This is a genomic window from Bacillus sp. FSL K6-0069 (assembly GCF_038007785.1).
Taxonomy (GTDB): domain Bacteria; phylum Bacillota; class Bacilli; order Bacillales; family Bacillaceae_G; genus Bacillus_A; species Bacillus_A mobilis.
Genome location: NZ_JBBOXN010000001.1, coordinates 2,076,055 through 2,096,090 on the forward strand (window position 1 = coordinate 2,076,055; position 20,036 = coordinate 2,096,090).

18 protein-coding genes, 1 pseudogene and 1 other annotated feature are annotated in these 20,036 nt (G+C 33.4%); of the genes and pseudogenes, 17 read left to right on the forward strand and 2 right to left on the reverse strand.

Annotated elements, in window-relative coordinates:
• Positions 1–59: 59 nt before the first annotated feature.
• Positions 60–617: a hypothetical protein gene (locus MHB74_RS10690; RefSeq protein WP_061678592.1), complete on the reverse strand. Its 558-nt coding sequence runs from the start codon at positions 615–617 to the stop codon at positions 60–62.
• 483 nt (positions 618–1,100) lie between these two features.
• Here MHB74_RS10690 and spoVS point away from each other — a divergent pair, with 483 nt between their 5' ends.
• From spoVS to MHB74_RS10720, 5 genes and pseudogenes are all read left to right on the forward strand, one after another.
• Positions 1,101–1,373 carry a stage V sporulation protein SpoVS gene (gene spoVS / locus MHB74_RS10695; RefSeq protein ID WP_061678591.1) on the forward strand — a complete coding sequence of 91 codons (273 nt, stop codon included), beginning with the start codon at positions 1,101–1,103 and terminating at the stop codon, positions 1,371–1,373.
• A 533-nt stretch (positions 1,374–1,906) separates the two neighbouring features.
• Positions 1,907–3,313: an SMEK domain-containing protein gene (locus MHB74_RS10700; RefSeq protein ID WP_061678590.1), complete on the forward strand. Its 1,407-nt coding sequence runs from the start codon at positions 1,907–1,909 to the stop codon at positions 3,311–3,313.
• 746 nt (positions 3,314–4,059) lie between these two features.
• Positions 4,060–4,284, forward strand: a complete 225-nt coding sequence (locus MHB74_RS10710; RefSeq protein WP_061678589.1) for a hypothetical protein — start codon at positions 4,060–4,062, stop codon at positions 4,282–4,284.
• A 391-nt stretch (positions 4,285–4,675) separates the two neighbouring features.
• Positions 4,676–5,110 (forward strand): annotated as a pseudogene (locus tag MHB74_RS10715) (YfbU family protein); the annotation flags it as partial.
• Positions 5,110–5,661 carry a hypothetical protein gene (locus MHB74_RS10720; RefSeq protein WP_061678587.1) on the forward strand — a complete coding sequence of 184 codons (552 nt, stop codon included), beginning with the start codon at positions 5,110–5,112 and terminating at the stop codon, positions 5,659–5,661. The pseudogene MHB74_RS10715 and the gene MHB74_RS10720, both read left to right, overlap by 1 nt.
• Before the next feature lie 426 nt (positions 5,662–6,087).
• Here the strand turns inward: MHB74_RS10720 and MHB74_RS10725 are convergent, their stop codons facing one another.
• Positions 6,088–6,864 (reverse strand): hypothetical protein, encoded by a 777-nt coding sequence (locus MHB74_RS10725; RefSeq protein WP_061679545.1) that lies wholly within the window; start codon positions 6,862–6,864, stop codon positions 6,088–6,090.
• A 109-nt stretch (positions 6,865–6,973) separates the two neighbouring features.
• On the opposite strand from MHB74_RS10725, the gene MHB74_RS10730 reads away from it, so the two are divergent.
• The 12 genes from MHB74_RS10730 (at position 6,974) to MHB74_RS10785 (ending at position 19,917) form a co-directional block, all read left to right on the forward strand.
• On the forward strand, positions 6,974–7,621 hold the full coding sequence (locus MHB74_RS10730; RefSeq protein WP_061679546.1) for an HD domain-containing protein: 648 nt from the start codon (positions 6,974–6,976) through the stop codon (positions 7,619–7,621).
• Positions 7,618–9,513: an ABC-F family ATP-binding cassette domain-containing protein gene (locus MHB74_RS10735; protein ID WP_061679547.1), complete on the forward strand. Its 1,896-nt coding sequence runs from the start codon at positions 7,618–7,620 to the stop codon at positions 9,511–9,513. Before MHB74_RS10730 ends, MHB74_RS10735 begins: the two co-directional genes overlap by 4 nt.
• A 75-nt stretch (positions 9,514–9,588) precedes the next feature.
• Positions 9,589–10,320, forward strand: coding sequence for a Bax inhibitor-1/YccA family protein (locus MHB74_RS10740; protein ID WP_001260655.1), 732 nt, complete (start codon positions 9,589–9,591; stop codon positions 10,318–10,320).
• 156 nt (positions 10,321–10,476) lie between these two features.
• Complete coding sequence (locus MHB74_RS10745; RefSeq protein WP_061679548.1) at positions 10,477–12,540, forward strand: hypothetical protein; 2,064 nt, start codon at positions 10,477–10,479, stop codon at positions 12,538–12,540.
• Positions 12,541–12,778: 238 nt separating this feature from the next.
• Entirely contained in the window at positions 12,779–13,114 is a 336-nt protein-coding gene (locus tag MHB74_RS10750; RefSeq protein WP_061679549.1) for a single-stranded DNA-binding protein, read from the forward strand.
• Between the two features lie 132 nt (positions 13,115–13,246).
• A complete protein-coding gene (locus MHB74_RS10755; RefSeq protein ID WP_061679550.1) occupies positions 13,247–14,374 on the forward strand; it encodes a conserved virulence factor C family protein in 1,128 nt (375 codons plus the stop codon).
• Between the two features lie 3 nt (positions 14,375–14,377).
• On the forward strand, positions 14,378–14,761 hold the full coding sequence (locus tag MHB74_RS10760; protein WP_061679551.1) for a thiol-disulfide oxidoreductase DCC family protein: 384 nt from the start codon (positions 14,378–14,380) through the stop codon (positions 14,759–14,761).
• Positions 14,762–14,844: 83 nt separating this feature from the next.
• Positions 14,845–15,279 carry a BrxA/BrxB family bacilliredoxin gene (locus MHB74_RS10765; protein WP_061679552.1) on the forward strand — a complete coding sequence of 145 codons (435 nt, stop codon included), beginning with the start codon at positions 14,845–14,847 and terminating at the stop codon, positions 15,277–15,279.
• Between the two features lie 49 nt (positions 15,280–15,328).
• Positions 15,329–16,105, forward strand: coding sequence for a class I SAM-dependent methyltransferase (locus MHB74_RS10770; protein ID WP_061679553.1), 777 nt, complete (start codon positions 15,329–15,331; stop codon positions 16,103–16,105).
• 40 nt (positions 16,106–16,145) lie between these two features.
• Positions 16,146–16,360: a binding site (T-box leader), on the forward strand.
• Between the two features lie 45 nt (positions 16,361–16,405).
• On the forward strand, positions 16,406–18,094 hold the full coding sequence (gene argS / locus MHB74_RS10775) for an arginine--tRNA ligase (protein ID WP_061679554.1): 1,689 nt from the start codon (positions 16,406–16,408) through the stop codon (positions 18,092–18,094).
• A gap of 174 nt (positions 18,095–18,268) precedes the next feature.
• Positions 18,269–19,147 carry a class I SAM-dependent methyltransferase gene (locus MHB74_RS10780; RefSeq protein WP_061679555.1) on the forward strand — a complete coding sequence of 293 codons (879 nt, stop codon included), beginning with the start codon at positions 18,269–18,271 and terminating at the stop codon, positions 19,145–19,147.
• Entirely contained in the window at positions 19,141–19,917 is a 777-nt protein-coding gene (locus MHB74_RS10785) for an endonuclease/exonuclease/phosphatase family protein (RefSeq protein WP_061679556.1), read from the forward strand. The genes MHB74_RS10780 and MHB74_RS10785 overlap by 7 nt, the downstream gene beginning before the upstream one ends.
• Positions 19,918–20,036 lie beyond the last annotated feature (119 nt).

A 20,036-nucleotide genomic window follows, 5' to 3' on the forward strand; every position in this document is an offset into this window, starting at 1 on the left:
AAAGAACAGTATTCAATAAAAAAAGATGCTGAAATAGCATCTGAATGTGAAGATGATTATTAACTTAGTTTTATAACTGTTAATTCAACTGAATTGATACCATTATCACAAGTTGCAATACTTTGACGATTAAAACCACTATTATTTTTCAGTTGAAGAGTTGAATTAGCGGTAACTGTAACGATCGTTTCGCCTGCAAGTTGTAGGCATTCGTTATTGGATGAAGTATTCATTTGAAAAGCAAAGTCACCTTGACTATTAGCAAGTGGATTGTCATTTAGAAATATAGTCATGACTGGAATATGTGGAAACACAGGATTTACAGTAGTGTTAATCGTTGAAATGAAAGAAACTCTATAATCACCCGCTTGACTAAATTGTATCGTAGTAGGATTTAGTAAGGAAACGCCTCCTGCTATAGGGCCAACGTGATTAAACGGAAAAGGATCTCCAAAAGGAACAGTTATAAACTCTGTTTGCCAAAAAGTGCCGTATGCCGGACAGCTTTTTTTACAGGAACTAGAAGAGGAATTGCAGGAGCATTTTTTATATGAGCTAGAAGAAGATTTACATGAACATTTTTTATTGGAGTTTGAAGAATGATAGTAAGAACCCAATATATTACCTCCTATTATGAATGAAGTGTATACTCATAGTATTTTATGCCTGTCTTATATAAAAGGTGATAGATTTGGAGTATAAAGTGCTAATACGATGAAATATAGTAATAGAATAGAAGATGTAACCATTTTTGAAGAAGACAAGGGTAATAATTTGATGAAAATATCAGTGGAATATATTAGGATGTCGAGGTGGAGCGGGAACGCATATTTTACTTTCACATGTAAAAATAAAACCAGTACCCTCAGTTGCAATGATGTGATTGTTAAAGCGAATGTCTGTCTTTTAAAATGTTTGTATATTAGAGTTTACGGTTGTTTGCCTTTATTTACGTAGTGGGGCAGGAAGAAGACGAAAAGTATCGAATGAATGTACATATGTAGCATTGTTTGCTTTTGGTGTGAATAGTAGTAAAAGATACGTTGAAATATTTTAAACGGTAACAAAAGAGCGATTAAATAATAGAGGGAGCAACTTACATGGAAAATATATTAAAGGTATCTTCAAAATCAAAACCAAATTCAGTGGCAGGTGCAATTGCAGGTGTACTAAGAACAAGTGGTAATGTAGAAATTCAAGCGATTGGGGCTGGCTCTTTAAATCAGGCAATTAAAGCAATTGCGATCGCGAGAGGATTTGTTGCTCCAAGTGGTATCGATTTAGCCTTCGTTCCAGCATTTCAAGAGGTTACTATTAATGATCAAGAAAGAACGGCGATTAAATTAATTATTGGTCCTAGAAAGAAAAGGTAACTGCAGTAATATAGTATTGAAATGACATTTAACATAACAAACAAAAAGTGTCACAAATGCTTATAAAACAGGCATTTGTGACACTTTTTTTATTTAAATTGAAACGAACAACCCTAAAACTGCTCATTCTTCTCCCAAGCTTTTACGATACAGACTTATAAATCTGTAATATCAAAGTTTAAAATCTCTGGTTGTTATTAATGCTCATATTAAGGGATTACTTTTGTTATTGTGTATGTTCATAAGATTTTATAAGTGGATATAGAGAGTAAACCTTGTTTATCAATCGGGGGAAGTTATTTGTATGGATGAACCGACTGTTCAGGAATTCTAAGTTTATGTAATTACAATAAGAGCAAATAGTCTTTTGGTAAATTAATCCCTTTATAAATGAATAGAAAATACATAAGTATGTTATTTAATGTGGATTTTTTAAGATGAATAATCTAATATTTATCTTAAAAGAACTATTTATTTTAATAGTTAAAATCATAACTTAATCATTTTTGATTAGTATTAGGGGTGTTACACATATGGAACATAAAGAGTATATGAGTAAAGTTTACAGGATGTTGGCGCATTGGAAAACAGAAGTTGAAATTTATAATGAAAATTCACTCTATGATATTAATAGAGAATCCCAAGGGTTAGCAGTTGTTTTGTTAAATGAACTATTTGATTTGAATTTAATTGATTTAGATCGGGTGGAAAAAAATTTTCCAGGGATAGATTTGGGAGATATCGATAATGGTATTGCATTCCAAGTGACTTCTCGAACAGATGCAACTAAATTTAAGGAAAGCCTTGAAAAGTTCGTAAAGTATAATTTAAATGAGGATTTCAAAGGTGGGATTAAGTTTTTTATAATTTCAATTAATGACGTTGTTTTAAAAAAAGATTATAAAGATATCTTTGACAAATTTGATAAAGAGAAGGACATACTTAACTGTACGGATATAGCTGATAAAATGGACAGTTTGTATTATACAAATCGAAAAAAATTTATGAAAGTATATGAGATTTTGGAGAATGAATTCCCTATTGGTTATAGTTTGATAACTAAAGTTGAAACTAAGGATGACCGTATTAAAAATAATTTAAAAGAATTATGTGAATTAAGTATGAGAAAATTGGCATATAGAATTGAAAGTCTAGGTAAATTCTTTAAAAGTAGTTGGGTTCTAAACTGGAGTGCAAAAAAAGAGGATAATGAAAATTTTAAAGAGATATGGATAAAAATCAATAATTTTGAAGAGCAAATAGACGGAAAAATTGAAAGGGTTTTAAAAAGTATAATCTCTAATCCAGAAATATCGATATTAGGAGTATGGATAGAGGATTATCTAGATATTGAGAGTAAGTATATTAAAAGCATTGAGGATGGTTTACGTAAAACACCTGAAGAGTATTATTTGCAGAAAGGAGAGGTTTTTCATAATACTTTGAGGGATAATATTGCAAGTCTAATAGACATCTATAATGAAACTCTTAAAAATACGCCAAAGGGGTATAATATAAACCTTAATTATATAGAAAATAAATTTAAAGTAGAGAGTGAAACGATATTTTATACAGATTTAGAGGAGAAAAAATGTAAGTTTAAAGAAGTCATTGAAATCGTAAATAATAAAATTTCACCTAAAGATTGGAGTTATGTTTATATAGTATATGAAAAACAAGATAAGGATATGATAAAAGAAGTGAGTCTTCCGGACTTGGTAATGCCGTTAGACGTAGGTTCTTATACAGAAAAGGAGATAGGTGATAAATTATTTTTTGGTTTAGAAGTAATTGGAGAACCTGGTGAGGTATTTTCAGCTCAATTAAGTTCAAATTATGTTCTTTTTTTATCTCAATTTAGTAACGAATTTAAAAATGATATGGATTTATTAAAAAAGAAATCTAATTTAAAAATATATTATTTTGAGAGCAAGGTATAAACGATACTTCATCAAGTAAAGTAAAAGAATTTATAGATTCGGGTATTAATAAAATACTATCAGAAAAACTTGCGGAAATAGGAGTATAAAGGAAAGGTCCCCAAGTGTCTTTATTTCCACTTTTTCTTATTAATAGGAAATAAAGTGTCGATGTTATTATAAGAAAAAATGATGTAAAATATGGAAAATAAGTAGGAGAGTCTGCGAATGAAGAGTTAATTACTTTTTTACCAATTAATCAAAAGTGTACAAATGCTGGTATAACATGCATTTGTACACTTTTTTTGTTCGATATAACATAAAATAAACATAGCTAAAACTTCCCATTCTTTCTCACGATTCGACGGTATAGGCTCTGCTATTTTTAATGCGCACATTAAGTTTATTCTTTTTTATCAGGTGTTTTCATTATATTTGATTACGTTCTCGAAGTTTTCCACTACTTGTTGCTGTATGTTTTGTCTAATGTAGCTATACTCGTTTAAGGTCATTTGAATTGATGAATAACCTAAATAATTCTGTCCGATTTTAGAGTGTTTCCTAGCCTGAAGCATGGGTATGTCATAAGTTGTGTATACGAATTCAAGGAATACGAGTTTTTTATAGTAATTACATGAGGGATTGACAAAAGGGAAACCGATGCATAGTTAATCTAATGTGAAAATCATCTTATTCAAAACATCTTTTGGTAAAAGGAAATAATTTTATTTTGTCGAAGTATAAAAAGTTGGAAAGGTGGTGACAGCATGAGTAGCAAAACAAGAATTAAAGTTTATCTTACAAATGATAAATCGTATGTATTTGAAATGGATTTGAATGAATTCGATATTATATTGAAGGATTCGGATAAATATTTTGCAAAAAATCTTATTCGTATTGGAGATATTTTAATTAATCCAGAACAAATTACTTCAGTTGTGCAATTCAGAAAGGGTGAATCAGGAGTGGAAAGTTTCGAGAGAATTTTTTAATTTTATTATTAAAGCATTCCTTATGGAGTGCTTTTTACTGACTAAAGAATCGTAACAGAATATTAATATTATAATAAATAGATTTAAAGGATTGAAACACCTTCTTTTATTGTATTATTATGGGAGGGGTGGTAAGAGAGTGAGTCAAATTTAGGAGTTAGCTAATGTCCTCAATCCAATTTTGATTATGGCAGGCGGAGTAGCGTTTGTATCTATTTGTATTTCGAAAGGAATACCATATTTAATAAATAGTATTAAAGACATGTTTTAGTAGCGATTTTATATTAATAAAGGAGTTGGAGTTGTGAAATTTACAAAAGTCGAAAGATTAATATTGTCAAATCAATATAAAATTTTAGAAAAGTTATATCCTTAAGAACAAAAATATTATGAAGTAGATAGAAAAGCCATTGAAGAAGAATATGAAATACACTATGAGGAAATTGGTGGGCATATTTATGATGGTTTAAATTCGGATGAGTGCCGAGAAGTATTAGATATTTTAGGTATGTATAGATCAATTGTTTTTTCTACGAATAATTTAGGTGAGGAGGAACAGAAAGAGGTCAAAAGTAAACGAACAATTTACTTTGAAGGTTTTGATGCTAATGATGAATATGAAGTGAAACTGTTAATGTATGCAAGGTACTTTATTGTTGATAAAGAAAGGTTTCAAGAGTGTAAAGAAAGTGAAGGTTATCCATATTTTAACATTCATACACCTATGCTAAAAAAATATAGAAAAATGCTGGAGAAGTACAATAAATTAGAAAGAAAACAAAAGCTACCAAAAAAAGATATTCTTGCTTTATTAGGTACATATTGATGAGTAATTGGATAGTTTTTGTACAAGCTGCAACACCGGTAATTGCACTTTTAGCTGCTGGTACTACTTTATATAACGCTAGAAGTGCTAAAAAGGCTCAAGAGAATGCCGCTACAAGTGAAAAGAATGTAAAAGGAATTGAAGAAAGAATAGAAAAGGAAACAAACAAAATTTTAGAAAGTATAAATGATAAAACAAGGATTGCTACAATAATAGAGATTAGAAGTAAGACTGAGGGGTTTCAAAAATTAATTACTCCATATTACGTAAAACCTGATAACTATAATAGCTTGGGCCTCGATATTAATATAGTTGTTAGTGAATTAGGTAGTTATATTTCAATTGTTAAAAAAAATAATTGGATTTTTGATGGAGAACAAGAAAATTATAACGATAATCTTTGTAACCAATTGAATATCCATTTTGGTCGATTAGGTGCAGGGATAGAAAATGAAGAAGTACATAATATTGTAATGCAGTTAAAACTATTACTGGATACTTATCATTCAATGCTTAATAAGAGTGTAAATCAAAAAACATTCAATGGATAATCATAAATAGAATGTAAAATAAAAAATATGAATTATCAGTTTAAATGGTATCCATTTGGATGCTTTTTACTTTGCAGAAGTATGAAGCTACTAAATTAACAAAACACGAACAATCAGTTACGATTGATACACTCATAGTATTATTGGAGAACAATTAGTGAATGAACGTATATATTTCGTACATAAGTTCAACAATGGCAACGGTAATAACTATTTATCAAGTTAATTGTAATACAAGGTTTATTGTAGAAATGTATTTTAAATGAAAATAATCTAATACAGTTTAATCAAAAGGACATTATTTGCTCACAAAAAATATGAAATTCTTTTTTGAATAGAATATAACATAACAAACAAAAAGTGTCACAAATGCTTATAAAACAGGCATTTGTGACACTTTTTTTATTTAAATTGAAACGAACACCCCTAAAACTGCTCATTCTTCTCCCAAGATTCTACAATATAATGTGCAATCGTTGGATTGAATCCTTTCCCAACTAAAAACATAATCGCAGCAACTTCTGTTAAAGCATGTTTGTGTGATGTATGTTTTGCTTCATTTAAACCGTAATCTACCCAAGGTTTTACGAAATCTAGTACAGGTTTCTTTAAAGGTAAAAACTGTGTACCGACAACTTGTTGAATTTGTTGTTGTGTTGGTTCTGTAATTGGTCCAGGCGGTAAGATTTGAGGTTGTGTGATATCAAATGTTGGTCCTGGTGGTAAGATTTGCGGTTGTGTAATATCGAGTGTTGGTCCTGGTGGTAAAATTTGTGGTTGTGTCGGATCAATTGTTTGTGGTGCCGGTGGTGAAACACGTGCGCCATAGTTTGGTTGATACATTTGCGGCTGAGTTGCGTATGGATTTTGTTGGAATTGTTGTTCTTGATTTTGTGGTGCTGCATATGGATTTTGTTGATATTGTTGCTCTTGATTTTGTGGTGCTACATATGGATTTTGCTGAAATTGTTGTTCTTGATTTTGCGGTGCTGCGTATGGATTTTGAGGGTAATCATAATTTGGACGTGTGTCGTATGCGTTTTGCTGAAATTGTTGCTCTTGATTTTGCGGTTTTTCGTATGGATTTTGTTCATATTGTTGTTCTTGTTCCCCATATTCCTCATATTGTTCTTCATACCGTTGTTCCTGTTGCTGAGGGTAAAATGGTTGTTGTGGATAAGGCGGTTGATTATTATAGAACATAGTTATTCCTCCTTCATGATGATGCTTACCACTCAGTGTATGGGCGGACAAGAAAATATGTGATGAAAAAATGCGGGCGTGTTACAATAAGTAACTGGGTGAAGATAAAATGACAAAACAAGAAAAGATTCAAAAAACAATTACTTTTGTAAAACATATTTTAGAAAAAGATGCGAGTGGGCATGATTGGTATCATATTGAACGCGTACATAAACTGGCGATTTCTTTATCCGAGCAAGAAGGAGGAAATCGTTTTATAATTGAAATGGCAGCATTACTTCACGATGTGGCAGATGAGAAGTTAAATGAAAGTGAAGAAGCAGGAATGAAAAAAGTTTCTGATTGGTTAGAAGAATTACATGTGGAAGAAGAGGAAAGTAAACATGTTCTTCATATCATTGCCAATATGTCTTATAAAGGTGGTCATGGCGGTAAAGTGGATTCACTTGAAGGAAAGCTTGTTCAAGATGCGGATCGTTTAGACGCTCTTGGAGCAATTGGAATAGCTCGCACATTTGCGTATGGTGGGGCGAAAGGGAGATTAATGTATGATCCAACTATTCCTCCGCGTGAAGTGATGACGAAAGATGAATATAGAAAAAATAACGATCCATCTTTAAATCATTTTTATGAAAAACTTTTGAAACTAAAAGACTTAATGAACACGGACGCAGCAAAACAAGAGGCTGAAGTTCGACATCGTTATATGGAACAGTTTATTGAACAATTTATGAAAGAGTGGAATGCACAAATATGAAAATGTTAACTGTGGAAAACTTATCGAAATCATACGGAGAAAAACCGTTATTTGATGGATTATCATGTAGTATTACAGAAGGACAACGTGTCGGAATTATTGGTGTAAACGGTACTGGTAAATCGACATTATTAAAAATTATTGCAGGATTAGAAACTCCTGATACAGGTGATATGACGCATTCACGTGGGTATACAATTAGTTATTTATCACAGCAACCAGAGTTTGATGAAAAACTAACAGTATTAGAGCAAGTGTTCCATGGTGATACACCTTTAATTCGACTTCTTCGTGATTATGAACAATCGTTATTAAATATCGAAAAAGATCCAAGTAATGAAAAAGTACAGGAACAATTATTTGCAGTGCAGCAACGTATGGATGCGATGAGTGCATGGGAAGCAAATGCGAATGCAAAATCGTTATTAACGAAATTAGGAATTACTGATTTTACAGCAACTGTTGGGAATTTATCTGGTGGACAGAAAAAACGTATTGCGATGGCGCAATGTTTTATTGAAACACCGGATCTATTAATTTTAGATGAGCCTACGAACCATCTTGACCATGAGACAGTGGAATGGTTAGAGGAATATTTAGCACGATATAATGGTGCCGTATTACTTGTAACCCATGATCGTTATTTCTTAGATCGTGTGACGAATCGTATTTTTGAATTAGACAATGGTAAACTATATAGTTACGAAGGAAACTATAGTACATTTTTAGAAGCGAAAGCACTTCGTGAAGAACAAGAAATTGCGCAAGAATCAAAACGTCAAAACTTATACCGCCGCGAACTAGCATGGATTCGACGTGGTGCAAAAGCTCGTTCGACAAAGCAAAAAGCACGTATTCAACGATTTGATGAGTTAAAAGGTCAAGAAGGACCGGCTGCAAAGCAGTCAGTTGATATTGCGCTTAGCGGGAGTCGCCTTGGCAAAAAAGTACTTGAGTTAAAAGATGTAACGAAAAAATTCGGTGATAAAACGGTATTACACAACTTTAATCATATAGTGAAGCCGGGCGATCGCATCGGGATTATCGGAGCGAATGGAAGCGGGAAATCTTCTCTTTTAAATATGCTTGCAGGTAAGCTATCTCCTGATAGTGGTGAAGTTGAAGTAGGACAAACTGTAAAAGTTGCTTATTATACGCAAGAAAATGAAGAGATGAATTTAAATCAGCGTATGATTGAATACATTAAAGAGATTGCAGAAGTTATTCATACGACAGATGGAAAAGTAATTGGTGCATCTCAAATGCTAGAACGTTTCTTATTCCCGACGCATTCACATGGTACACCGCTTGGTAAACTATCTGGTGGTGAAAGAAGACGTTTATTTTTATTACGTATTTTAATGGGAGAACCAAACGTACTATTACTTGATGAACCTACGAATGATCTAGATACACAAACATTAACAGTACTGGAAGATTATTTAGAAGATTTCCCAGGTGTCGTTTTAACTGTATCGCATGACCGTTACTTCTTAGATAAAGTAGTAGATGAATTATTCATCTTTAGTGGCGGAGGCGAAGTGCGTGAATTCCTAGGTAGTTATACGGACTTTTTAGAAATGGAAAAGACGAAAGAACTTATTGAGAAGGCGGAAGTTCAAAAAGAGAAAAAAGTGGTAGAAGAAGCGCCGAAACAACAACGTAAACGTAAACTTTCATACAATGAGCAGCGTGAATGGGAAACAATTGAAGATACAATTGCCGAACTAGAAGAGAAAATTGAGTCAATTGGAGAAGAACTTGCGAAAGTTGGATCTGATTTCACAAAGGCACAAGAATTATCTGAAGCACAGCAGAAAACAGAAGAAGAGCTAGAAAAAACGATGGAAAGATGGAGCGAACTATCAGACATCGTTGAAGGATTAAAATAAAAACAAGCTGCATATATTGAAAAGTAAAGAGAAAAACTTTACACTATTGGTAGAACCTATTTTAGGAGGGAAAAAATGAGAACATCTAATCCAATGTTGAAAAAAGAGGCATTTCGTAAAGAGGGAGCAAGCGCTTCTGCGATGACGATTGGCGGAACAGTAGGCAAAACGTTTATTATGCTTATCTTGCTACTTGCAACGTCTGTCTATTCATACATACAGATGATGCAGGGGACGATGAAGATGCCAGTATTAATTGGTGCTTTAATCGTTGCGGCAATCATCGCATTTGCGTCTATGTTCTTCCCGCGTATTTCACCTTTTGGTGCACCAATCTATGCGGCGGTAGAAGGGGTTGTATTAGGTAGTATTTCAGCTGTTTATACAATGAAGTTTGGCGATTCTATCGTTTTAAATGCTGTATTACTAACAATCTCAATTCTATTTGCAATGTTAGTGTTATATGCAACGCGCGTAGTAAAAGTAACGGATAAATTCCGTACAGGCGTGATGGCAGCAACACTTGGAATTATGGTTATGTACTTAGTCGTATTTCTACTAAACATGTTTGGTGTAACGGTTCCGTACATTCACCAAGGCGGTACAATCGGTATTATTATTAGTGCAGTTGTTATCGTAGTTGCTGCATTAAACTTATTACTAGATTTCGATTTAATCGAAAATGGTGTACGTAGTCAAGCTCCGAAATATATGGAGTGGTACACTGCAATGGGACTAATGCTTACATTAGTTTGGTTATACTTAGAAATTCTTCGTTTCGTTTCTTACTTTACGAAAAATGACTAATAAAAAATCCTGCATGAAAAATGCAGGATTTTTTATTTTTGAAGAAAATTATAAAAGTAGAGTAATAAATATTTTTATATTTTCTGTTTATATAGATAAATTAATGTTATTAAAATGAAAAATAGTTTTTACAAGATTAGAGAGGTGGGATCTTATATGTATGATATTGAAGTGTCGTGTTATCCAAAGAGCAGAGAGTGGGATATAAAAGTCTTTTCAATACCTAAAATTCCTCGCAGTTCAAAAGGTTACCCTGAATCGCTAAAAACTATATTAAATGCATTAAAAGAAAATAAACCTTATAACAAACCTATTAACATTGAAGGAAGTAGTAGGAAAGATACATTGGAAAGATTATTTACTTTTTTACGTCCTATTGGTATTGTAAAAAAAAGTTTATCTGGATGGGAAATGTCCGATGAAATTATTAAATGGCTAGATTCGAAGGACAATTTATTCTTAGCAGCAATAATAAATGCAAATATAAGATTTTTTTCAGAGATTCTTTATATTTTATCTGAAAACCCTGCTCAAATAAAGATGATTAGGGATATTGCTTTATTTGATTATAAATTACCGTGGAAAGGAAAGTCTGAAATATTTAACAGATTAGCTTGGCTTCAAGATCTAGGGCTAATTAAATATGAGGATTTTTCATATACCTATAGCATTACTGAATTGGGTGAAAAATTTTTAAATACGGTAGGTTATTTTAATTGTGAAGATATGGTAGTTGATGTAGATAGTACAACCAGTGAAACAAAGGTGCCTATATCAAAGTGGGCGTTGGAATTGTGTGAGTTTAATGAAGAGGAAAAGGCACAAAGAAAAAATGGAATAGGATATTTTCCTGGAAATGTACAGGTGATGCATGATACTGCTTATGCCTATTTGCAATTAATGGATAAGCCGATTGAAGTTGAGAAAATAATACAATATTCTAAAGAAACTTATGGTATTAAAGAAAGCTCTGTTAATGCGACTCTGACGGCGTTATCAAATTTAGATTTTATTGAAAGGAAAACTAAAATACACTATCAAACAACCAATTTAGGGAGGGAATTCCCTACTGAAAGTTTTGAGATAGATTTTGCCTGCTGTATTAATAAAAAATATAACTTTGTATTTGAAATATTAGGTGAACTATCTCAAGGAGAGTTAAGTTCCAAACAACTCGCTACACTTGGTCAAGTTTCTTATAACTTTTCGTATAAAGACTTAAGTGAACTGCGTAAAAGGTTACATATATTAAAAAATGCTAAATTAATTCAGGAAATAGGTATGGAGTTATTTGGATTGACGAAACGTGGAATGAATTTTTATGGATTAATAAAAGATTATATTTCGTTAAATTCAATTGAAAAAACTAAAGTTCAAGTTCCTTCTAATTTGAATGGGAATTCTAATTTTGTGGACAAATGTTTAAATAAAATAAGACTGTCCTCAAAAGAATCATCTGCTCCTGAGAATTTTGAAAAAGCCTTAAAAGATGGATTTAATCTATTAGGATTAAACGTTGAACATTTAGGTGGTTCTGGAAAAACTGATATTCTTCTCCATGCACCAACAGCTCCTCAATTTGCCTACTCTGTAACAGTAGATGCGAAAACGACTTATCATAGTGGAGTTACCGAGAGTTCTATTGATTTTGATACCATAGTTGAACATAAAAAGAATCATAAAGCAAACTATGCTGCAATTGTTGGGATAAAATTTCAAGGAGAACGTTTAATAGAAAGGGCAAAAAAACATAATATCCTTTTAATTGATATAGATTCTTTAGAAAGATTGATAAGATGGCATGTACAAGTGCCTATGAATTCAGATTCTTACAAGAAGATATTTATGCAAAATGGATTAGTTAATATAAAAGTACTTGAGGAAGATCGTAATAAAATTATTAGGGAAGGGCTTTTACTTCAAGCGATAATCAAATGTTTATCAGATCAAAGTAATGATCCGTTTACTAAAGGGATTGTTCAAGCTCGTGAAATTTATTTGTTATTGAAATATGAAAGTGGATTTGAAATACCACCTGATTTAAATGAAATAAGCTTTATGTTAAATTTTCTCTCGTCACCATTAATTGGTTGCGTGGGGGAAACCAAAGAGGGATATTATGCATTGGGTTCATTAAATGATGCAGCACAAAAATTTGATTTTTATTTGAAAGCGTGTAATAGTACGGATATAAAAGACGAAGAGATGTTGAAAATATAAATTAAAAAACTATAATGTACGGGAATGAAAAGAGCTCGCCGAGGATATGATATATCGTAGTGAATTAAAATCTTGATATTTAAAGAAACACTAGATGATTGAATCATCTAGTGTTTCTTTTTTTATTTTATTAGGTTTTAAATTACTAGTTTCTTTTACAAAGATAGTGATTTTACCCTTTTTACTTACTCTTTATTTTTCTTTACAATGAAGAAAAATATGTGAGGTGGTATAACCTATGATGAATCGAGTTGTATTAATCGGTAGATTGACAAAGGAGCCAGAATTATACTACACAAAGCAAGGCGTCGCGTATGCACGAGTATGTGTTGCGGTGAATAGAGGTTTTCGAAATAGTTTAGGTGAGCAACAAGTGGACTTTATTAATTGTGTCGTTTGGAGAAAATCGGCTGAGAATGTAACTGAGTATTGTACGAAAGGGTCTCTTGTTGGAATTACTGGACGTATTCATACGAGGAATTACGAAGATGATCAAGGAAAGAGAATATATATAACGGAAGTTATGATTGAGAGCATTACATTTTTGGAGAGAAGGCGGGAGGGGGCATCATAATAAGAAGGGGCTTGAGGAAATTAAAGTATGATGGTGGAAAGAAATCAGCAAAATAAAGCATCGGAGTAGGTTTAGAGAGGTGGAACATGTTACAATACAGCTAAGAACACGCAATAAAGGAGAGTTTTTTACGTGAAGATTAAAGCAATTGAACCGACGCCAAGTCCAAATACAATGAAAGTTATTTTGAATGAAGTATTACCAGCAGGAGCGCGTAATAATTATACAAATGAAAATAAAGAACAAGCACCAATGCAAGTGCAAGAAATTTTGAAAATTGAAGGCATTAAAGGTGTATATCATGTAGCCGACTTTTTAGCAGTGGAGCGAAATGCGAAGTATGACTGGAAAGTTTTATTACAACAAGTTCGTGCTGTTTTCGGTGAAGAAGTAGTAGAAGAAAGTGAAGAACAACAACTTGCTCATTTTGGGGAAGTGAAAGTGTTTGTTCAAATGTTCTTTACAATTCCAATGCAAGTCAAGTTAACTGATGGAACAACAGAAGAACGCGTTGGTTTACCAGATCGTTTTAAAGAATCAATTATGAAAGTACAAATGTCTGCGCCAAACGTTGTAAAAGAACGTAAATGGGTGGAACAAAGTACACGTTACGGTAATTTTGAAGAAATAGGGAAAGAAGTAGTAGAAGAGATTGTTGCTGCTTATTCAGAAGAACGTGTAAATGAAACGGTTAAAGAATTATTAAACCAGGCAGGTGCTGTTGAAGTAACGATTCAAAAGCGTGAGCCATATAAAGTAACAGAAGAGATGATGAAAGATGCTGACTGGAAAAACCGTTTTGCAGCATTAGAACAAATGGATCCTACTGAAGAAGATATGCCAGTGTTGAAGATGGCGTTAGATGATGAAAAAGTTTCGATCCGCCGTTTAGCAACAGCATATTTAGGTATGGTAAAAGGTGATGGAGTATTGCCGTTATTATATAAAGCGCTATTAGATCGTTCAGTAAGTGTTCGCCGTACAGCGGGTGATTGCTTATCAGACGTAGGTGATCCAGCAGCGATGTTCGTTATGATTAAATCTCTGAAAGATTCAAGTAAATTAGTACGCTGGCGTGCAGCGATGTTCTTATTTGAACTTGGAGATGAAAGTGCGATTCCGGCATTAAAAGCAGCGCAAGATGATCCAGAGTTTGAAGTAGCGATGCAAGCGCGTCTAGCATTAGAGCGTATTGAAGGCGGAGAAGAAGCAAAAGGTTCTGTATGGAAACAAATGACGGAGTCTCGTAAAGGGGAATAATGTATGATTGTTTTCTATGATAGTTGGTGCCCGATGTGTACGGCGGTTGCAGAACGTACGAAAAAATTAGATAAAAAGGGTAAGATGAATTTTGTTTCATTTCGAGATGAAGATGTAGTTGAGAAGTATGAACTTTCTCAAGAACTACAAAGTAAGATGGAACAAAGATTGTATATTTTTAAAAATAATAAGTGGTATGAAGGAATTCATAGCATACATGTATTAGCAAAGGCTGTTCCATCTTACTGGTTTGCTGTTCCTTTTATAAAACTATCTATCGTACTCGGATTTGGAAGTAAAGTATACGATTATATCGCTAACAATAGAAAACTTGTTCCAGTTGGACATTGCCGTGAAGGGGTTTGTGAAATCCCTACAAAAAAATGAAATCATCGTAATCTTTCTTTTGCACCTAGTAATAGAGCGTGATATGATGAATTTGGAATGAAAGTTGAAGGAGAGATTACAAGATGTCAAATGCTTATGAAGAATACATGCGCCAAATGGTAATCCCAATGCGTCAAGAATTAGTGCGTTCTGGGTTTGAAGAGTTAACTACAGAAGAAGCTGTAACAGAATTTATGGAAAAAGCATCAGGTACAACTTTAGTAGTTGTAAACTCAGTTTGTGGTTGTGCAGCTGGTTTAGCACGTCCATCAGCAGGTCAAGCAGTTGTTCGTGCTGAAAAACAACCTGATCATCTTGTAACTGTATTCGCAGGTCAAGATAAAGATGCTACTGCAAAAATGCGTGAATACTTCGGAGAAATTCCTCCATCTTCACCATCTATGGCATTGTTAAAAGGTAAAGAAGTTGTTCACTTCATTCACCGTCATGAAATTGAAGGTGCAACTATGGACGAAATTATTACGAACTTAGAACAAGCTTTCGAAAAGAATTGCTAAAGAAGGGGGAGAGTAAATCTCCCTCTTTTCTTTATATAGAGGTGAAAAAATGATTGTAACAACAGCAGGAAGAACAAATAAAGAAATGACAGATTATGCAAACAACGTAGCGACAGAATTAAATGGTTCATTCGTTGAACGTAACGACATACCGGTACATAAATTACATGAGCAGTATGAACAAGATGTACTTGTTGTAGGGAAAAATCGATTAGCTATTTATCCAAAGGGAACGGAGGAGTCGTTTTTCTTTCATCCAAACTCAGCGATGTTTCGTGTGAAAAGATTAATGCGCGGAGAACACGACCCGTTTGTACAAGCCACGCAATTAGAGAGCGGAATGACAGTGTTAGATTGTACGCTCGGTATGGCATCAGATAGTATTGTAGCTAGTTATATTGTTGGTGAAAGCGGAACAGTAACGGGGCTTGAAGGCAATGAATATATGGCTTATATTATGGGAAATGGTTTAAAAACATGGTCTTCATCCGTTTCTGAAATTGATGAGGCAATGCAACGAATCGATGTGAAGCAAACGGAGCATTACGCATTTTTAAAACAATGTGAAGATAATAGTTATGATGTTGTGTACCTTGATCCAATGTTCGAAGAAACTGTTATAGAATCAGATGGAATAAAAGGATTAAAACACTTCGCTTTGTATCATGATATTACTGATGAAACAATTGCGGAAGCGAAACGTGTGGCGAGAAAGCGTGTCGTTTTGAAAGACCATTTCCGTAGTTCTAGATTTGAAAAACACAATTTTCACGTGTACAAAAGAAAAAGTGCTAAGTTTCACTTTGGTGTAATTGACCCTTGCTAATTGTTTGAAAAGATGTATAATAAGCAATAATTAATTAAATATAATGTCTTTGATGAAGAGAGTAGTCTTTTTTAGAAGGAAAGCGAGCTAGGGATGGTGTGAGCCTAGTGCGGAAGGAAAAGATGAAGCGCACTTCGGAGATGCTTCTTGAACGAATAGTAGAGTAAGCCGAGGCCCCCTGGCCTCGTTATAAACGGGAAAGTGGTTCGTAATGAACAACAAGGGTGGTACCACGGGTTTAAACTCGTCTCTTTTTTAGAGACGAGTTTTTTGTGTTTTAAAAAATAAGGAGGTTGTAGTATGGATTATAAAACGCAGTTTGCGGAAGGTTTATCCCATATTTTCAAGAATGAATTAACGCAAAATCAAATTTTAGAGTTAATTGAAACACCGAAACAAGATGAATTCGGAGATGCGGCATTTCCATGTTTTTCACTTGCGAAGCAATATAAAAAATCACCAGCTATTATCGCACAGGAAGTTGCGGAGAAATTAAGTGATCCATTTTTTACGAAAGTAGAGGCCGTTGGTCCTTATGTAAATGTATTTTTTAATCGTGAAACTGTAAGTGATGACGTATTAAAAATGGTTTTAGCGGAGAAAGAAGAGTATGGTCAAAATCACTTTGGTTGTGAAAAAACGGTAGTTATCGATTATTCCTCTCCTAATATCGCGAAACCTTTTTCAATGGGGCATTTACGTTCTACAATGATTGGAAATTCACTGAAACATATCGCTGAAAAATGCGGCTATGAAGTTGTAGGAATTAATTATATTGGAGACTGGGGTACACAGTTTGGAAAGTTAATTACCGCTTATAAAAAGTGGGGAAATGAAGCAGTAGTTAAAGAAGATCCAATACGTGAACTATTTAAGTTATACGTTCAATTCCATGAAGAGGTAAAAGACGACGAAGAACTAGATGAAGAAGGGCGTGCTTGGTTTAAGAAATTAGAAGAAGGTGATGAAGAAGCTGTTGAGCTTTGGAATTGGTTCCGTCATGAATCCTTAAAAGAATTTTCTCGTATTTATGAACTTCTCGGTGTTGAATTTACTAATTTTCAAGGAGAAGCTTTTTATAATAATTTAATGGAAGATTTCATTGGGATTTTAGAAGAGCATGATTTGCTTGAAGAGTCAGATGGCGCGTTAGTCGTTAATTTAGAAGAAGAGGGAATGCCGCCTTGCTTAATTAGAAAATCAGATGGTGCGACGATTTACGCAACACGTGACTTAACGGCAGCTGTATATCGTCAAAACACATATGCGTTTGATAAAGCGTTATATGTAGTTGGCCCAGAACAAAGTTTACACTTCAATCAATTTTTCACTGTATTAAAAAAGCTTGGTTACAATTGGGTTGAGGGCATGGAACATGTACCGTTTGGGTTCATTTTAAAAGACGGTAAGAAAATGTCGACACGTAAAGGAAGAGTTATTTTACTTGAAGAAGTACTTGAGGAAGCAATAGACCTTGCAAAACAAAATATTGAAGAGAAGAATCCAAACTTAAAACAAAAAGAAGAAGTAGCAACGCAAGTCGGTGTAGGGGCAGTTATTTTCCATGATTTGAAAAATGAGCGTATGCATAATATCGAATTCTCATTAGAAAATATGCTTAAATTTGAAGGGGAAACAGGACCATACGTACAGTACACACATGCACGTGCGTGCTCTATTTTAAGAAAAGAAAGTGTAGAATTTGAAACGTGTACATTTGCATTGAAAGATGATCATAGCTGGAGCGTCGTAAAATTACTGAATAAATTCCCACAAGTAATTGAAGCGGCCTTCAACAAAAATGAGCCATCAATCATTTCGAAATACGTATTAGATGTAGCACAATCGTTCAATAAATATTACGGAAATGTTCGTATATTAGAAGAGAGCGAAGAGAAAGACAGCAGACTTGCATTAGTGTATGCTGTGACAGTTGTATTAAAAGAGGGATTACGTTTACTTGGGGTGGAGGCACCTGAGGAGATGTAAAACAAATAGGTATACGTATCATAGTAGATATGTATGCCTATTTATTTTTATAGAAAATGTGAAAGCAGAAGTTTTATTTTGTTAAATCTAAATTTTTTAGAATTGTTTCAAGTGTAGGAATGTCCTTATTAAATGGAGAATTGTAATGTCATATATAAAAAGGAGGCGTTAATCTTGGAAACGTACGACTGGAACAGTAAACTAACATATTTAAAAAACACGAGAGATTTATATTATAATGACGATTATGTAAGTTTTTTAGTAAATACAGTTTGGAAGATTACTAAGCCCGTACATATCGTTGATTATGGTTGTGGATATGGTTATTTAGGATTAGTATTAATGCCTTTACTTCCAAAAGGATCAAAGTATACAGGCATTGATAGTGGAGAAACATTATTATCTGAAGCGAGAGAGTTGTTTCGCTTACTTCCGTATGAGACAGAATTTCTTGAGGGAGATGCTACAGAAATTGAATTGAACGATACATACGATATAGCAATCTGTCATGCGTTCTTACTACATATGAGTTCACCAAAAACGATGATACAAAAAATGATGCATTCAGTTAAAAGTGGCGGAAAAATAATCTGTTTTGAACCACATTGGATATCAAATATGTCATCATACTCTTTAGGTGGAGAGAAACAATCGGAAATTATTAGGCTAGGTGCTTTACAGCAGTTATTTGAATGTGACATGCAGAGAAGCGGAAAAGATGGAAATATTGGTATGAAAATACCGATGTTTTTAAGTGAACTAGGCGTAAAAAATATTGAATGTAGAGTAAGTGATAAAGTGAATTTTTTAGATTCTAATATGCATCATAATGATAAAGAAAAGTTGTATCACTCATTAAAAGAAGAGGGGATTGCAGGGAATCCAGGTGATAAGGAGCAATTTATAGATCGTTTAATGACTAGAGGATTAACATATAATGATGCGCTAGCTCAATATGAAGCTGAACTCCGATTTTTTAAAGCATTTCAAATGCACTCTTCTTTAGTATATGCTCCGAATATGAAAATTACATTTGGTGACATAGGATGTTGAAAGGTAGTGATTTATTGAGGATTGCTACCTTCAATATATGGAACCACGATAGTCTTTGGTTTGAGAGATTAGAAGCTATTTGTGAGGAGATTCGAACTATTTCTCCACATATTCTTGCCTTGCAGGAAGTGAGAAGTTGTGTAACTTATGGATCCGAGAAAAATGTAGCGCAGTATATAGCGGATCAAATAGATTATCCATTTTGTATATTTAAGGGGTATCCAGATTCTCCAGATGAAGGGCTAGCATTTTTAAGTAAATCTCCAATATTAGCTGCAGAAGCTATATGGGAAACAGATATAGAGGAATCAAATTATTGTGCCATTCGAATCGTGTTGAAATATAAAGGATATAAGTTAGGACTCACAAATGTTCACTTAAATTGGAAATCTAGTAGGATAAGACAAGAACAAATAAATACCGTGAATAATTTGATTAATAATAGTGTTAGTGATTACGAATTATTATGTGGTGATTTTAATGATGATGAAGATTCAAGAGTGCATGAATACTTAATAAGTAATCACTGGATAGATGTAGCGCAGCTTAAAGAGGTTCAACCAACTTTAGATTATAGAAAAAATACGAATTTAAGAGGAGAGGTAAAGAAAGAAAAAAGATATGACTGGATTATGATAAAAGAAAATGACATATTGAGATTTCCTATAATCGAAAACGTATCTATATTTGGGGATTCGGCACTAACTTCATCTGGTGTATTTCCGAGCGATCATTACGGTGTTTTTGTAGATTTGAAATGTAATAAATGAGAAAAATATAATTATATGTCGGTAAGTCGGTACCCACTGTAGAATCGCTGATACATTTCAATTATCGCCGATATAATTTTATGTACTCATTTCAGCTTCCAAAAGATAAGATCCTCATT

Bases quoted from the DNA above. Each gene is read 5' to 3' on its own strand.
- spoVS (WP_061678591.1), top strand. From the start codon at position 1,101: ATGGAAAATATATTAAAGGTATCTTCAAAATCAAAACCAAATTCAGTG.
- MHB74_RS10700 (WP_061678590.1), top strand. From the start codon at position 1,907: ATGGAACATAAAGAGTATATGAGTAAAGTTTACAGGATGTTGGCGCAT.
- MHB74_RS10710 (WP_061678589.1), top strand. From the start codon at position 4,060: ATGAGTAGCAAAACAAGAATTAAAGTTTATCTTACAAATGATAAATCG.
- MHB74_RS10720 (WP_061678587.1), top strand. From the start codon at position 5,110: ATGAGTAATTGGATAGTTTTTGTACAAGCTGCAACACCGGTAATTGCA.
- MHB74_RS10725 (WP_061679545.1), bottom strand. From the start codon at position 6,864: ATGTTCTATAATAATCAACCGCCTTATCCACAACAACCATTTTACCCT.
- MHB74_RS10730 (WP_061679546.1), top strand. From the start codon at position 6,974: ATGACAAAACAAGAAAAGATTCAAAAAACAATTACTTTTGTAAAACAT.
- MHB74_RS10735 (WP_061679547.1), top strand. From the start codon at position 7,618: ATGAAAATGTTAACTGTGGAAAACTTATCGAAATCATACGGAGAAAAA.
- MHB74_RS10740 (WP_001260655.1), top strand. From the start codon at position 9,589: ATGAGAACATCTAATCCAATGTTGAAAAAAGAGGCATTTCGTAAAGAG.
- MHB74_RS10745 (WP_061679548.1), top strand. From the start codon at position 10,477: ATGTATGATATTGAAGTGTCGTGTTATCCAAAGAGCAGAGAGTGGGAT.
- MHB74_RS10750 (WP_061679549.1), top strand. From the start codon at position 12,779: ATGATGAATCGAGTTGTATTAATCGGTAGATTGACAAAGGAGCCAGAA.
- MHB74_RS10760 (WP_061679551.1), top strand. From the start codon at position 14,378: ATGATTGTTTTCTATGATAGTTGGTGCCCGATGTGTACGGCGGTTGCA.
- MHB74_RS10765 (WP_061679552.1), top strand. From the start codon at position 14,845: ATGTCAAATGCTTATGAAGAATACATGCGCCAAATGGTAATCCCAATG.
- MHB74_RS10770 (WP_061679553.1), top strand. From the start codon at position 15,329: ATGATTGTAACAACAGCAGGAAGAACAAATAAAGAAATGACAGATTAT.
- argS (WP_061679554.1), top strand. From the start codon at position 16,406: ATGGATTATAAAACGCAGTTTGCGGAAGGTTTATCCCATATTTTCAAG.
- MHB74_RS10785 (WP_061679556.1), top strand. From the start codon at position 19,141: ATGTTGAAAGGTAGTGATTTATTGAGGATTGCTACCTTCAATATATGG.